The sequence below is a fragment of the Coleofasciculus sp. G2-EDA-02 genome (genome assembly GCF_040226375.1).
GTDB lineage: Bacteria > Cyanobacteriota > Cyanobacteriia > Cyanobacteriales > Coleofasciculaceae > Coleofasciculus.
The window spans coordinates 17,709-31,630 of sequence record NZ_JAVKEW010000257.1; the positions used below are offsets into that span (position 1 = coordinate 17,709).

Genomic DNA, 13,922 nt, shown 5'->3' on the forward strand with positions numbered 1-13,922 from the left:
TCCTAATCCTTAGGATTGAGCCGCTCGTTGTTGTTTCAGATAGGTAAAAACTGACTTATCGCCAATGTCAGGGGGAATTGGCTGGATTGCCTTACGCACCGCAAAGACCAAAAATAGCACCGTCCAAAGTCCTAAAAGCACCTGTTCCGCCGTGGCGGGTAACAGATGAACTAAATGTCCCAGTAATAAGACGGGTACTAAGGGAGTCAGCAACTTAGTTTCAAAGCGGTTAAAACAAAATGCTTCTTTGAAATAAATCCCAGTTAACGCCACAAACACAAAACCAATCCCGAAGAGGGTAACGGGTTGGTTATAGACGAAAAGGGCAAGGGGTTCGCTACTCTCGATGGCGAATACGACAGCCGCAATCGTGCCAATCCCCCAAAATAATTGTAGGAGTCGGTGTAGGGGGGCTAAATAGATATGAATCGTTGCCAAACTCACGCCTAGCGCCACACAGAACAAGCCATATAGGGGCGTGAGGGCAGTTAAAATGGTGGGATTATCCGGTTGCCATAAGACTAACCCACTAGCGAGCGCAAAGCTCAATGCCGCGATTATCAGGCTACTGCGGTATACAATAACCCCGACGCGATCGCTGTCGGTAATCGTAAATTCGCCAAATTGACCCTGGTAAACCTCAGAGTCCCATTGTTGCTGTAGTACCATTTTATCTCCTCTCTATACCACGAGGGGGCTGGGAAAGCCCTGACTGTAGAGACGTTGCCTGCAACGTCTCTACACCACACCTGCCTTTTTTACCAGCCTGTACCCTCTGTCTTTATACAATTTAACCTTTGATTTCAGTGGTGACAGCCACCTCTACCCTCTTCCCTAAATCTAACTGCAACTCAGATTGAGCGCTACCGCCATTCACCGCAATTTCTACCCAACCGTGACTCCCAATGAGGGCGATGAGTTCTCCTAAAGGGTGATCGCTATAGGTTTGACCCCTGGGGATCTGGCGCTGGTTGACGGTGACTGACCAAGTTTTTCCCGTCACGTCAGCGGCGGGAATATTGGTGATCAGGTTGCCGAAATGGTCAATATACTGGATAGAACCCGTGATCCCCGTCGCGGTTTTGGTCAGTTCCGGGATCGGTAATTGTACCAGAGTGCTAGGTTCGATCACTGATCCCAAATCTTCTAAGAGAACACCACTGGCAAGATGTGCGCCAACGGGGGCAAATATATCTCGACCATGGAATGTTTGACTAGGGGTGGGGGTGCGCCAAAATTCTGGGTTGGTGAGTTCAACAGCAAAAACAATCGTACTTTGGGTTAAGATACCGCTAAATAATCCATTATCAGGTCCGACGAGGAAACCATTATCCACTTGTAGCGCGATCGCACGGCGCTGGCTGCCTACGCCAGGATCAACCACAGCGATATGGATGGTGCGATCGGGAAAGTAGGGATAAGCGTTCATCAGGTTAAATCGGGCGGCGGCGATGTTTTGCCGAGGAATCTCGTGGGTGAGATCGATGATCCTCAGGGCTGGGTTAATTTGGGCGATGACGCCTTTCATGACTCCCACGTAGACATCGTTGATGCCAAAGTCACTTAATAGGGTGATGATTGGGGTTTGAGACATGATGAATCTAAATACATTAAATTACATGTTCTGATACTATTAAAAATAGCTTTCTGAGATTGTTGGGTGAGTAGCAAGAGTGCATCCCAATGGTCAAAAAAGTTGGTAGTGGGATCATCTTTCTCCCGGATGCCTATCAACTTTGTTTTGTAGTTTTGTCATTTGGGTTGAGGGACAAAAGCCAACGCCATCGCTAGCTTGAACATTTTGTGCTTTTTCTGACATGCTCCCCTTGCTTCCTAGAAGTAAGGAAAGCAGGCAAGAGCAACAAAGGATAATATTAGGATATCAAGGTTGATAAATCTTGCCCACCCTACATAAAATCAACTTAATCAAAGAACCCGCGCAGGCGGGTGCAAGTTTGTGTAGCTGCGGTTTCTAACCGCCAAGCTTTTCCCGATAAGTTGGGTTGAGGAACGAAACCCAACTCTCGTTAATATGCACTTACTCCAGCGCCTGCTTCACCCGTTGATACTCTGTAATTGCCAAAGAAACCAACGGTTCTGCTTCATCTATTGTACCTGCCCGTCCCAAAGCTTCTAATTGTTGACAAAGTTGGGCAAGTTTCTGCACTCCTAATGCCTGACTGCTAGACTTGAGACTGTGAGCTGTATGATACAGCAAATCAGCATCTCCTTGCTTAACGGCATCCTGAATAGATGTTAACAATTCCGGTGCTTCTTGTAAGTAACAGTTAATCACTGCGCTAAGTTCATCCCCTGCCATTTCTTGCAAGTTTTCCATCACGTCTGGATCAATAACAGGCTGTTCCGTCGGCTGTTCTGTTGTCGGCGGTTGACATTGACTTAATGCCTGTTTTAAAACATCAACATGAATTGGTTTACTCATATAGTCATCCATACCCGCCGCTAAACAGAGTTCGCGATCGCCTTGCATCGCATTAGCTGTCATGGCAATAATCCGGGGACGCGAAAATACGGGAAATTCTTGACAAATTTTCTGGGTTGCGGTTAATCCATCCATTTCTGGCATCTGTACATCCATGAGTACCACATCGTAGGATTGACGGCGCAGTGCTTGTAACACTTCTAACCCATTGGCAACACTATCGGGTCGATATCCCAACCGCTTCAACATATTAATCGCCACTTTTTGGTTCACTACATTGTCTTCCGCTAAGAGAATTTTAAAGGGGAATTTTTGGGCAAAAGTGGGGTCATATTTGGATGAATGGGAACGAGTTTTTCGGGGTGAATGTTCCTCCTGCGTCAGAATATTGACTAAGATGTTGTACAACTGAGACTGTTTAATCGGTTTATGCAAATATCCCGCGATCGCAGGGCTTGAATTTGCTAACTGGGTGTCAGGCTGTGTCTCGACTTGCCCGATCAATCCCAGCATGACTATGGGTAAGTTTTGGCAATGGGAATACTGACAGATTTGCGTGGCTAAACTCCAATTCTCCATCTGTAGAATCTGGGATGCCAAAATCGCTATATCAAAGCGTTTTCCCTGTTGTAACCATCCTAAAGCTTCTGTTGTTGATGCGGTAGTTTCCACCTGTATACCAAAGGATTGGGCTTGTTCGGTTAACATTTGCCGAGTCGCCGCATTATCTTCCACAATCAACAGGCGTTTATTCGTCAATACCTGATGAGAATTATCGGGTTCTGAATCTGAGGAAACTGGAGTCGCGATCGCGGTGAAATAAAACGTCGAACCTATACCCTCTTGACTTTCTACCCACATTCTGCCTCCCATCAGTTCACTCAGTCGCTTGCTAATCGCTAGTCCTAATCCTGTACCGCCATATTGACGAGTGGTTGAAGCATCAACTTGGCTAAAGGGTTTAAATAGCCGATCAATATGTGTTTGGGAAATGCCAATTCCTGTGTCACGCACAGCAAATTGCAAACAGATTTTATCATCGGACATTTCTGCCGTAGGGTTCACCGAAATCACAACTTCTCCTGTTTCGGTAAACTTGACCGCATTACTGACTAAATTAACTAAAATTTGGCGCAATCGCGTCACATCTCCCCTAATCATCTCAGGCGTTTGAGCGTCCATTAAATAGGCTAACTCAATCCCTTTCTCTCTTGCCTTAGACGATAGCAGATCTAAAGACTCCTCAATACAATAACGTAAATTAAACGGATGTTCCTCTAAGTCTAGATTGCCTGACTCAATCTTAGAAAAATCCAGAATATCGTTAATAATCGTCAGCAGGGCATCACTACTATTGCGGATAATATCCACAAATTCTCCCTGCTGGGCGGTTAATTTCGTATCCAGTAGTAAGCTCGTCATGCCAATTACCGCATTCATTGGCGTGCGAATTTCGTGACTCATCATTGCCAGAAAATCACTCTTAGTGCGGTTTGCTGTTTCTGCTTCTTCTTTCGCAACTTTGAGTTGTTCTTGGGCAATTTTTTTATCGGTAATATCAGTAATAGTGCCGACTATACGGTAGGGATTGCCCTCGCGATCGCGAATACATCTGCCCTTCGCCGCAATCCACAGATAATGCCCATCTCGATGTTTGAGCCGATGGATATTTTCATAAATCTGGGTTTCTCCAGCTAAATGATGATTGATATCTTCTATTGCCTGATGGAAATCGTCAGGATGAACCTGATCAGACCAGCTTGATAGAAGGTTTGGCAAAGGGTTCTCCTCATAGCCAAGAATCCGCATCCAAACAGGGGAATAATACACCTCATTGGTCAAGACATCCCAGTCCCAAATCCCGTCATTTGTACCAGAAACTGCCAGTTCATAGCGTTCTTCTCGTTCCCGTAATAGGGCTTCTATCCGTTGGCGCTCTTTAATTTCAACTGCCAGTTCACTGTTAATCGCTGATAGTTTTTGGGTTCGTTCTTGTACCCGTTGTTCTAAGGTTTCTTTTGCCTGTTTAATTTCCTGGAATTTTTGAGTCAGTACCGATGCCATTAATTTAAAGTTGCTAACCAGGGAATGAATTTCTCGGACTCGGCTTTGAGACCAATCAATCGAGACAGTGCTATCCAGCAGTTTTTGCGGTAAATTAGTTGTTACCTGTGCCAACTTGTATAAAGGTTTAACTAAGCGATGGCTTAATAGTACGGCAACCAGCAAGGCTAAGACAGTAATCAGTAGCATTGTTGCCATGTTTTGCAGGTAGAGTAATTCTAAATTATCAATATAAGGGGCAGTCGGAATTTTAAGAATTAACGTCCAATGAAGATAGGGTTCAAGAGAGATTTCTTGAACATGAAAGGAATTTCGCCAACGCACCATAATGGGCGTACCGGGTGTTTTAGGTACCCACTGAAAAATATCAGCATCAAGGGGACGAATTTCACCGCCTTGACGCGGATTAAACGATTCCATGACACGGGTATTAGACTGGGTACTGGCAATCAGGCGATTTTGACGATCAACCAGCGCTATCTGTAATCCTCGTTTTTGGATATTCAGTGTCAAGAATTCCTGAATTTGACTTAAATCCAGGGAAGCATAGGCAATACCACGAAAGCGATTATTAACAATGACTGGCACACTTAAACCCACATGAGGTATCGGATCAGTATCATCAACATGTACATCAGAGAGAATCGGCTGTAAACGAGTGGCGGTTTCCTCTAGTAAGGAGTATGGAGCAATATTCAACCCAATAATTGATTCTCCAGCTTCATTCAATTGGGGCTGAGCGGCAATTATTGTTCCCTTAGCATCGGTGACATAACTTTTAATAAAATCCGAGAAACTCCGCTTGAGCAATTCAGTACTTTGCTGTAAATATTCCGAAGGTTGCTCTGGAGATTGAGCCGCAATCTCAGCTAGTTCCTCGACCCCATGTAAATGTTGCTGATACCAGAAATTTAGGTTAGCTACAAGGGATACAGATGTGGCGTTGAGTTCGGTACGAATTTCTGATTCAATATTGTTGAGAATTTCCCGTCCGTTTAAAACGGTTAAAATTAATACCGGGAATAATACAAAAGAAACGAAGAGATTAAAAATTGTTTGCTGAAGCGAAAGCCGCTTGGATTTGTGTCGAATATTTAACCACTTTTGTAATGGTGAGTTTGTGACAATTAGCGTTGTAATTAAAGCATTAAAGATACCATTTACCGATTGCTTAAATATAATCAGCCAGGTTTGGGTCGCCGGAACATTTAAAACCCCACCATAAAATAGCCCGACTAGAGGCATACCCATTAGCACCCAATAAATGCCAGCGAGGAGCAGCATGTTTTCTGTCTTGCGGTGCAACAGCAAGCTAATAAACAGGGCTTCCCCGGTTAAAATAATAATGGCGTAGGGATGTCCCCAAAGAGTGTAGGTGTAACTGCTGGCAATGAGGGCGGCTAAAGTTCCCCAGAATACGCCATAAAAATACACCACCATTAAGACAGCGATACTGCCAAATAAAAAGTCCACCCCAAAAAATAGGGATAGACTGAAATAGTTGCCTAAATATCCAGCTCCAATCAGTACGATGAGTAAGAGGTTAACGCGCTTAAACAGGGAGAAAAATCCTTTGATAAAATGAAAAGGGAATTTCATAGATGAGAGAGCGTTGGCTGGTTTTCTGGAGCTAGACGTGGCAGAATGATCACCGACAGATCATTATCTGAGTTGAACTAATCCACCTTAGATCTAGCTTAGACTCAGATCTTGCATCTGTCGCTTTCTTTGGACAGTATTGGGCAGCCTATCACCTTTGTAGTGGCTCGGCACAGCTAAAAAGGCTGGGAAACCAGTTAGAGACGCTGAGTAAGACCCATATACTTTCGGGTATTGAGGCATCGGCGAATGAGACGCGAAGCCTACACTATACCCAGAGGGTTAGTGTAGGTAGTTCACTTACTGATACCCTATTCCTACAACGTCCTAGAATGTCTCATTTTGGCAATATCTAAGGCACAACGGCAATACATTCAATTTCAACTAAAACGTCTTTAGGAAGTCGGCAAACTTCGACACAAGCACGGGCAGGGGCGGATGCTTCGTCAAAATAGCGAGCATAAACTTGATTCATTGCCGCAAAATTATTCATATCAGAAAGAAATACTGTGGTTTTGACGATATCTTGCATCTGAACACCAGCTTCTTCCAAGATAGCGGCTAAATTTGCCATCGCCTGTTCCGTCTGCTTGGCAATATCGTTTGCTCCAATAATTTCACCGGTTTTGGGGTCAAGGGGAATTTGACCGGCGACAAAAATCAGTTCTCCTCTGGCTGCGATCGCTTGATTATAAGGACCGACGGGTGCAGGGGCGTTGGTTGTGCGGATAATTTTTCGGCTCATGGGTTGATTGGGAAAGTGTTGAGTGTTGAGTTTTGAGTGTTGAGTTTTGACCCTTCACTTCGTTCTGGGAACCTGTTTTGTCGGGGCGGGTTTAGGGATTTTATGCTTGGCTATTGATGGTAACGTTTGTACAAAACCCGCCCTGACTTGACCCTTCACTTCAGTGTTCTTGTACAGTAGTCTCAGCCTAATTTACCACGTTGGCAAATCGCTCTCTTGCTTGTGCCGTATTTAAGATGAATCAATCCACTCAATCTACCTCTACTCTCCCCAAACCGGATCTCGTTCAAGGAAAAAAACGACGTAGGCGCATCAATCTCTTGACGCTGATGGTTTTTGCGATCGCGCTTTTGGTGGCTACCCCTGTCTTATTTATATTGAGCAATATTTTTACAGATGCGGGCGAGATTTGGCAGCATCTGGCGCAAACGGTTTTATGGCGCTACATGGCTAATTCGTTCTGGCTGATGATTGGCGTAGGGTGTGGTGTTGGTTTAATCGGTGTGGGAACAGCGTGGTTGGTGACAATGTGCCGTTTTCCTGGATCTCGCCTGTTTGAATGGGCGCTATTATTACCCCTGGCTGCACCTGCTTATGTCTTAGCCTATACCTACACCGACTTTTTGGACTTCTCAGGACCGATTCAAACCGCGTTACGGGATGGGTTTGGCTGGAGTTATGGCGACTACTGGTTTCCCAATATTCGTTCCCTGGGTGGGGCAATTCTCATGCTGACGCTGGTGTTGTATCCGTATGTTTATTTATTGGTACGGGTGGCGTTTTTAGAGCAATCGCTTTGTACATTAGAAGCCAGCCGCAGTCTGGGGTGTGGTCCGTGGCGCAGTTTTTTTACTGTAGCATTGCCCTTAGCCCGTCCCGCGATCGCAGCGGGTGTGGCGTTAGCTTTAATGGAAACGCTGAATGATTTTGGCACGGTGAAGTATTTTGGTGTGGAGACATTCACCACAGGTATTTATCGGACGTGGTTTGGTTTGGGGGAACGAGTCGCCGCCGCCCAATTAGCCGCATTTCTGCTGTTATTTATTTTGGCATTAATTTGCGTCGAGCGATGGTCACGGCGTCAGGCACGATACTATCAAAACACGACCAGTTATCGCCAACTGCCCAGTTATCGGTTAGGAGGTATACGCGGAATTGGTGCGGCGTTGGCGTGTTTTTTGCCATTAAGTCTGGGGTTTTTGCTTCCGGCTGGCCTCTTGCTGGAGATGACGCTGAAAAATACCACGACGACGCTAGATGGTGAGTTTTGGGGCTATGCCCGTCATAGTTTTATTCTGGCAGTCGTTACCGCCGTTTTAGGAGTTGCGATCGCAGTCATTATGGCTTATGGATTACGGTTGCAATCAACCTTAGTGATGCAGTTAGCGACTCGGATTGCGGCGATGGGCTATGCTGTACCCGGTTCAGTGATTGCCGTAGGGATTCTGATCCCCCTTGGCAGACTGGATAATGCCATTGATGCGGGAATGCGGGCGATAGTTGGCATATCTACAGGCTTACTATTCAGTGGCACGATTACGGCTTTAGTTTATGCCTATTTGGTGCGCTTCCTTGCCGTATCGTTCAATAGTGTGGAAGCCAGTTTAAGTAAAATTAAGCCCAGTTTAGATGATGCTGCCCGTTCCTTGGGTTACACTCCAACGAGTACCTTAGTCAAAGTCCATGCACCGATGATGTGGGGTGGATTACTGACGGCGGGGATGCTGCTGTTCGTAGATGTGATGAAGGAATTATCAGCTACCTTAATTATTCGACCCTTTAATTTTGACACCCTTGCCGTGCGCGTCTACAATCTGGCATCGGATGAGCGGTTAGTAGAGGCGGCGGCGCCTGCATTAGCGATCGTCGTTGTTGGCATAATTCCAGTCATCTTATTAAGTTGGCGAATTGCGCGATCGAGATGAAGGTCATTCGTCCTTTGTTGATTGTTCATGGTTCATTGGTAATCATCTCCCCCAGCTCCCTCTGCTCCCTCTGCTCCCTCTGCTCCCTCTGCTCCCTCAGCTCCCCCAGCTCCCCCAGCTCCCTCTGCTCCCCCAGCTCCCTCAGCTCCCCCAGCTTCCTCTGCTCCCTCTGCTCCCCCATCTCCCCTCTTCCCTGATGCGGAATGTCGGTTATTATGATAAATTTTTTAACATACGTTCTCAGGAAATCATATAGACCCCTGAATAACGTGGTTCAAGCCTATGTGCCTGTAAAACCAGAAATTATCTGCCTGGGAAGGGTGGGTATCCAGGTTCTCCCATTGAGGAGATAAAGGCTGGGCAACCAGTCACAGATGCTGAGTAAGACCATCATCGGACCTTTGTTCCGAACATCTTCGGATGTACCCAACATGGCATCGGCAATAAAGACGCGAAGTCCACGCTTACCCACTAGGGAAGCGTCTGTATTTCACGATTTGCTGCATCAACTTAATGAAAGCCAGCGATGATCGAACCAGCTAACGAGCAAACCTTGGCAGAACTTGCGCCAAGTAGTTACGAGTGCCGCTCTTGCGGCTACGTTTACGAGCCAAATAAGGGAGATAGTAACCAAAATATTGTCGCCGGGACAACCTTTGAGGAGCTACCCAGCGACTGGCGCTGTCCGGTTTGTGGCGCCAAAAAGCCCCAATTTCAGGATATTGGTGCCAGTGGTACCCCATCTGGGTTTAAGGAGAACCTCACCTATGGCTTTGGGGTGAACCTTTTGACCCCAGGTCAAAAGAATATCTTGATTTTTGGTGCCTTAATGCTAGGCTTTATCTTCTTTATAAGTTTATACGGACTGCGCTGAACCGAGGAGGCAATCCCTTACACACCAATGTCTCAGTTACGCCAAAAGACAGAATGTTGCCAATGAGCGATTTAATGAAAACTTTGAAACGAATTGTAATAGTCTTCGCGATCGCCTGCTTGTGTATTAGTTGTAAGTATGCCGAACCCTTGAGCTATAACCCTTGGGAGCTGGTTTCCTTACCCACCCAGGAAACACTACGGGATATCGGGTTTACCGATAACCCCAGTCATGGATGGCTCGTTGGCAGCAATTCCACACTCCTGGAAACCACCGATGGTGGCGAAACCTGGCAAGAGAAAGTCCTTGATGTTGGGGATGAGAATAAATATCGTTTCACATCCGTGAGCTTTGCAGGTGACGAAGGCTGGATTGTGGGTGAACCCTCCATTATGCTGCATACTACTGATGGTGGTGTTTCCTGGTCACGCATACCCTTAAGTGAAAAGTTACCCGGAGACCCCAACACAATTTTGGCAGTGGGTCCCAAATCAGCGGAGATGACAACCACAATTGGGGCAATTTACCAAACCCAAGATGGGGGTAAAACCTGGAAAGCCCAGGTAGAAGAAGCGGTGGGTGTACTTCGTAATATTGCCCGTTCCAACGATGGCAAATATGTCGCGGTTTCTGCTAGAGGGAACTTTTACTCAACCTGGGAACCCGGTCAAAGTGCCTGGGAACAGCATGAACGCAGCAGTTCTAAGCGTCTGCAAAATATGGGATTCACTAAAGATGGGCGTCTGTGGGGACTAGCACGAGGAGGAATGCTACAGTTTAGTGGTAGCGAAGATTTAGAGGCTTGGGAAGAGCCAATTTATCCCGAATTTTCCACCAGTTGGGGATTACTGGATTTAGCTTACCGAACTCCCGATGAAGCGTGGTTAGCGGGGGGTAGTGGGAATTTGCTTTGTAGTTTTGACGGGGGCAAAACCTGGCTAAAAGATCGCGAAGTTGAAAATGTACCATCCAACTTTTACAAAGTTGTCTTTATCACGCCAGAACAGGGATTTGTTATTGGTCAAGCGGGTGTTTTGCTCAAGTATGAACCCCCAGCCAAAACAACGGCTTGATCGTTCATAATCAGTTGGCTGTATCTCGGCTTGATCATGGCTGTAAAGCCCGCTCGATGCTTTAAAATAGTAAGGTCGAGTGAATTATAACTGTTACTGGGAAGGAGGAATCATTTATGTCAGGAACTACTGGTGAGCGTCCATTCGGCGATATTGTTACCAGCATTCGTTACTGGGTCATTCACAGCATCACGATTCCGGCTCTGTTTGTTGCAGGTTGGCTATTTGTTAGCACAGGTCTAGCTTATGATGTGTTTGGCACACCCCGTCCGAACGAATATTTCACGCAACCACAGCAGGAAATTCCGATTGTGAGCGATCGCTACGATGCGAAAAAGCAAATTGATCAATTTACCAAAAAGTAACGTAACCTTTGGAGATTTCTGTAAAAAATCATGACTAATACTCCCAATCAACCCATTTCCTATCCGATTTTTACCGTTAGATGGTTAGCTGTTCATACCCTAGCGGTTCCCACCGTCTTTTTCCTCGGCGCGATCGCTGCCATGCAATTTGTTCAACGATAGGAGATAAAATCCATGCCAGAGCGTTCTCGTAATCCGAATAACCAGCCAGTTGAACTAAACCGGACTTCTCTGTTTCTGGGTCTGTTGTTGGTTTTTGTTTTGGGCATTCTCTTTTCCAGTTATTTCTTTAATTAACTCAACTCATTCATTCGTTAGCTTGAACTAGGAGGTATTAGCCGTGTCTGGAAGTGGAAGAATTCCGTTGTGGGTTGTCGCCACAATTGCTGGAACAGGTGTTCTGGTTGTTGTTGGTCTTTTCTTCTATGGCGCCTACGCAGGCGTTGGTTCTGCGATGTAAGCTGTAACGCATTTAATTTGATAAGGCAATCTAAGCTATCAAAGGGTTTCAGTAGCTAAATTATTGGATTTAGCTGCATAGCAGCTTAGCCTTGACCGCTGTCCTCATTGAACTGAGAATTTATCTCAGAATTGACACCGCCAGTTTTGTGGAGACTGGCGGTATTTTATGCGTATTAATACTTATAATAATTTACCCGTCTCCCTTATTGGTGATTGAGGAAGAGGCAATGGGTGATGGGGGCAATCTTCCCCATTTCCCTGTCATCAGTGCTGGAACTCCTGGGAAACTGCCGTCTTTGTGTGATATTTTCCTGACAATTGACAGTTTTAACCCAAAACTGTAATAATATATACAGAAATAATTTGAGAAACTCATCTAAATCTCAGGGATCTATCCCAAGTTAGATGCCGTTTCAGCCAAGTTAGAACAGGAAACCCATTTCCCCCAAGCCAACATTCGCTAGTGGTGGAAATCAATCGGAGGAGTAAACTATGAAACTTCATTATCGAGGTGTCAACTACGATTCAGAGCCATCAATGGTAGACGTAAGCGAAGGTGAGACTGGTGGCACATACCGAGGTCACAGTTGGAAAATTCACAAGCCGAAGCTGCATCAGAGACGCCCAGGGTCAGTGGGACGCCAAGGGTCAATGGAACTAACCTATCGGGGTGTCACCTATCGGCGCGGCTAAAACGCTTAGAGTCTAGACATCACTCAATCAATTGAAATCATTTTTTTAAAAGACTTAAGGGAGACAAGGCAAATGAAACGTTGTTATCGGGGTGTTCATTACGATGACACACCATCCACATTAGAGGTAAGCGAAGGTGAGATTGGTGGGACTTATCGCGGTCAAAAGTGGCAGCTTCACTATCTTAGACATATCCCCGAACCCCTACCTACCCATGATTTGAAGTGGCGAGGCGTTGGATATCAGACCGATAAACCCAGTGTAGTTAAGTCTACCCCGGTCAAGTCAACCATGACGATGGTTGGAACTCGTTCTTGGTTTCTGAATAATTCGCGCCAAAAAGCCTTCCCGCAAACCAGCATTACTCACCTGGAAAATATTTGTCAGTCTCTAGAACATCGCTTAGACGTCGCGAGGGCAAAAGGAGATCAAGACTTAGTGCGCCAGCTTGAGAAAGAATCTGAGCAAATCGCCTGTCCTTTGAGATAAAGAAGCATTGAGGGCGCACACCGTCATCCGTGTCAACTTAAGCCAAATCAGTTAGTGAGCAGGCTTTCAGGCACACTCTCGTTCCCAGGCATAGCCTGGGAATGCCTCTGTTGAGGCGGAGCCTCCTTTGACAAGCGGCTCCAGCCGCTTAAGGATCATTTCCACCCTAAAGCTGGAAACGAGAATGGGTAAGGGTTGTGACTTAAGTTGACACCAATGCACGTCGGTGCGCCCCTACGGTGTTTCAGGCGATCGCAGCATCTTGGTGTCGAATAACTTCCATCCCTGGTGACTTATGAAGTTAGTGCTAAAGGTTGTTGTGCTAACTGTTCGATAGCTAGCGAATGGCAAAGGGCTTCAAGTTTGTTATTTCTACCAATGTCAAAAAATAGATGCAGCCAGTCGCTAGGGGAAAGAGAGAGTTGTTCTAACCAAGGTGAAGGAGTGACTTTTCCCCAGCCAATAATTGAGCCAAGGTTGGCTGGAGATTGTTCTAATTCATTGGGATTTGGGTACAGTTGTACGTTAAGGCGAATGCAAGATTTCAAGATCAGTTTTAGGGGTTGGTCAGTGTTAGCGATTTCAGGATAAGTGTTGGTTGAGTTGAGTTCCCAGTAGTAGTTGAGGTTGAGGATATAATCATAGGGGAATTGCCACTCCATTGAAAGCAATTCTGCTTCGGTAAAGTCGTATTGTTGCCAAATTTCTTCAAAGTTCATAGTCTGGCGAATGAGTTGGGTTAGGGGAGTAAGATAAAGTGGCTGTCTCGACGACTTCCAGGTTTTCCTAATGAGTTTAGGGGTTCTTCTCCGGGTGCGCCACCTCCAGGACCATTGTAAACACGAACGTAGGATGAACCATCGCGTTGAGTCATGATTCTGACGCTGCATTGAGCGTCTACGCTTGTCCAGATCGTACCTTGACCGCTTTTCGATCCACCTTTGGCTGGGGTGGATGTCCAACCCGAAGCGATAAGTTCGGTTTCGAGAGTGGTTTTATCAATTCCATTGATGAGCCGATTTAGGGCATCTGTGGCAGTTAGGATGTTACTTGACACTCTCCCGGTTAAAACGCGGGAGATTCTTGAGCTAATCATCGCCCTTTCGAGTCACCTCTAATTAGGTCTTACACAATTATGTCCTACCCGAAGTCAACTAGAATATCACTTAATATCTAGAACCCCTTTTTTT

The 13,922-nt window shown here is 45.9% G+C and carries 18 protein-coding genes; 10 read left to right on the plus strand and 8 right to left on the minus strand.

Annotated elements, in window-relative coordinates; all coding sequences use genetic code 11:
- Positions 1-9: 9 nt before the first annotated feature.
- The 4 genes from RLO19_RS29670 to RLO19_RS29685 all read right to left on the minus strand — a co-directional run bounded on the left by RLO19_RS29670 (position 10) and on the right by RLO19_RS29685 (position 6,851).
- Positions 10-669, minus strand: coding sequence for a DUF2301 domain-containing membrane protein (locus tag RLO19_RS29670; protein ID WP_446361184.1), 660 nt, complete (start codon positions 667-669; stop codon positions 10-12).
- 121 nt (positions 670-790) lie between these two features.
- Complete coding sequence (locus RLO19_RS29675; protein WP_446361186.1) at positions 791-1,594, minus strand: SAM hydrolase/SAM-dependent halogenase family protein; 804 nt, start codon at positions 1,592-1,594, stop codon at positions 791-793.
- A gap of 444 nt (positions 1,595-2,038) precedes the next feature.
- Positions 2,039-6,106, minus strand: a complete 4,068-nt coding sequence (locus RLO19_RS29680) for a response regulator (protein ID WP_446361188.1) — start codon at positions 6,104-6,106, stop codon at positions 2,039-2,041.
- A 352-nt stretch (positions 6,107-6,458) separates the two neighbouring features.
- Positions 6,459-6,851, minus strand: coding sequence for a RidA family protein (locus RLO19_RS29685; RefSeq protein ID WP_446361190.1), 393 nt, complete (start codon positions 6,849-6,851; stop codon positions 6,459-6,461).
- A gap of 236 nt (positions 6,852-7,087) precedes the next feature.
- Between RLO19_RS29685 and RLO19_RS29690 the strand changes: the two genes are divergently transcribed.
- On the plus strand, positions 7,088-8,776 hold the full coding sequence (locus RLO19_RS29690; RefSeq protein WP_446361192.1) for an ABC transporter permease: 1,689 nt from the start codon (positions 7,088-7,090) through the stop codon (positions 8,774-8,776).
- Between the two features lie 25 nt (positions 8,777-8,801).
- Here RLO19_RS29690 and RLO19_RS29695 read toward each other — a convergent pair whose 3' ends face one another.
- Together RLO19_RS29695 and RLO19_RS29700 are read right to left on the minus strand one after the other, a co-directional pair.
- Entirely contained in the window at positions 8,802-8,957 is a 156-nt protein-coding gene (locus RLO19_RS29695) for a hypothetical protein (protein WP_446361194.1), read from the minus strand.
- A 99-nt stretch (positions 8,958-9,056) separates the two neighbouring features.
- The gene (locus RLO19_RS29700) at positions 9,057-9,248 is read right to left on the minus strand and encodes a hypothetical protein (protein ID WP_446361196.1); all 192 of its coding nucleotides are present in this window, start codon (positions 9,246-9,248) and stop codon (positions 9,057-9,059) included.
- Positions 9,249-9,302: 54 nt separating this feature from the next.
- On the opposite strand from RLO19_RS29700, the gene RLO19_RS29705 reads away from it, so the two are divergent.
- The 9 genes from RLO19_RS29705 (at position 9,303) to pirA (ending at position 12,732) form a co-directional block, all read left to right on the plus strand.
- The gene (locus tag RLO19_RS29705) at positions 9,303-9,650 is read left to right on the plus strand and encodes a rubredoxin (RefSeq protein ID WP_446361198.1); all 348 of its coding nucleotides are present in this window, start codon (positions 9,303-9,305) and stop codon (positions 9,648-9,650) included.
- Between the two features lie 62 nt (positions 9,651-9,712).
- A complete protein-coding gene (locus RLO19_RS29710) occupies positions 9,713-10,723 on the plus strand; it encodes a photosynthesis system II assembly factor Ycf48 (protein WP_446361200.1) in 1,011 nt (336 codons plus the stop codon).
- 116 nt (positions 10,724-10,839) lie between these two features.
- Positions 10,840-11,088, plus strand: coding sequence for a cytochrome b559 subunit alpha (gene psbE / locus RLO19_RS29715; protein WP_446334988.1), 249 nt, complete (start codon positions 10,840-10,842; stop codon positions 11,086-11,088).
- A gap of 30 nt (positions 11,089-11,118) precedes the next feature.
- Complete coding sequence (gene psbF / locus RLO19_RS29720; RefSeq protein WP_446334989.1) at positions 11,119-11,250, plus strand: cytochrome b559 subunit beta; 132 nt, start codon at positions 11,119-11,121, stop codon at positions 11,248-11,250.
- A gap of 12 nt (positions 11,251-11,262) precedes the next feature.
- A complete protein-coding gene (locus tag RLO19_RS29725; protein ID WP_446361202.1) occupies positions 11,263-11,385 on the plus strand; it encodes a photosystem II reaction center protein L in 123 nt (40 codons plus the stop codon).
- Between the two features lie 43 nt (positions 11,386-11,428).
- Complete coding sequence (locus RLO19_RS29730) at positions 11,429-11,548, plus strand: photosystem II reaction center protein J (RefSeq protein WP_446334990.1); 120 nt, start codon at positions 11,429-11,431, stop codon at positions 11,546-11,548.
- Between the two features lie 91 nt (positions 11,549-11,639).
- Positions 11,640-11,894 (plus strand): hypothetical protein, encoded by a 255-nt coding sequence (locus tag RLO19_RS29735; protein ID WP_446361204.1) that lies wholly within the window; start codon positions 11,640-11,642, stop codon positions 11,892-11,894.
- Positions 11,895-12,042: 148 nt separating this feature from the next.
- Positions 12,043-12,243, plus strand: a complete 201-nt coding sequence (locus tag RLO19_RS29740; protein WP_446334992.1) for a DUF4278 domain-containing protein — start codon at positions 12,043-12,045, stop codon at positions 12,241-12,243.
- 72 nt (positions 12,244-12,315) lie between these two features.
- A complete protein-coding gene (gene pirA, locus RLO19_RS29745) occupies positions 12,316-12,732 on the plus strand; it encodes an arginine synthesis PII-interacting regulator PirA (RefSeq protein ID WP_446361206.1) in 417 nt (138 codons plus the stop codon).
- A gap of 293 nt (positions 12,733-13,025) precedes the next feature.
- Here pirA and RLO19_RS29750 read toward each other — a convergent pair whose 3' ends face one another.
- Complete coding sequence (locus RLO19_RS29750; protein ID WP_446361208.1) at positions 13,026-13,451, minus strand: hypothetical protein; 426 nt, start codon at positions 13,449-13,451, stop codon at positions 13,026-13,028.
- Positions 13,452-13,471: 20 nt separating this feature from the next.
- Positions 13,472-13,789, minus strand: a complete 318-nt coding sequence (locus tag RLO19_RS29755) for a hypothetical protein (RefSeq protein ID WP_446361210.1) — start codon at positions 13,787-13,789, stop codon at positions 13,472-13,474.
- Between the last annotated feature and the right edge of the window lie 133 nt (positions 13,790-13,922).